Here is a 565-nt window from a genome sequence, read left to right as displayed (position 1 = left end):
GACTCACGCAAGCCCGCCGACAAAGCCACTCAGGTCGTCCTGGCGCACCAGGGACAGCCGCACCCGGCCGCGGCAGCCGCGGGCCTTGCAGGGCGTCTCCTGCTCCAGTTCGGCAATCGTCAGGAAGTCCCGCTCCGGCGACACGCAGATGACCGCGCGTGTCAGGTAGTGCGTATGCCCGCACCGCCGGCAGCGCGCCTCCAGCTTCTGCGCGTCGGCCAGGTCGCCGACACGGATGTTCTCCTTCCAGCCGCTCACCAGAAGTCCTCCGCCGAGGGCACACGCATATAGCTGATCTTTCCACCTACATGGCCGCCCTTGGGCGGGTTCCAGTGGCCCAGGCTGACCACGGTGCCGGCATAGCGGGCGTTCAGTTCATCAATAACCCGGCTGATGTCCTCCCAGCGCTGTCGGGCCCGGTCGTCGCGCAGCAGCAGGTCAAGCTGCCGTTCGCCAGCCGGCGACAGGTCATAGAGCGTCACGCCCACACGAAAGATCATCACGCCCCGTGGATAGGCCTGTTCCACCCGCTTCCAGAGTCCGGCCAGGGCGGAGAGGATGGCCT

1 protein-coding gene and 1 pseudogene are annotated in these 565 nt (G+C 67.3%); both read right to left on the bottom strand.

Translation table 11 applies throughout. The features are described from left to right. Positions 1–3: 3 nt before the first annotated feature. Positions 4–258, bottom strand: a complete 255-nt coding sequence (locus FRC98_RS21000; RefSeq protein WP_022728707.1) for a hypothetical protein — start codon at positions 256–258, stop codon at positions 4–6. After that, positions 255–565: pseudogene (locus tag FRC98_RS21950) on the bottom strand (Y-family DNA polymerase); the annotation flags it as partial. The pseudogene FRC98_RS21950 and the gene FRC98_RS21000, both read right to left, overlap by 4 nt.

It is taken from the genome of Lujinxingia vulgaris (assembly GCF_007997015.1).
GTDB classification, from domain to species: Bacteria; Myxococcota_A; Bradymonadia; order Bradymonadales; family Bradymonadaceae; genus Lujinxingia; species Lujinxingia vulgaris.
The sequence above is the reverse complement of the archived record's forward strand: the minus strand, read 5'-3'. Positions and strand labels throughout refer to the sequence as shown.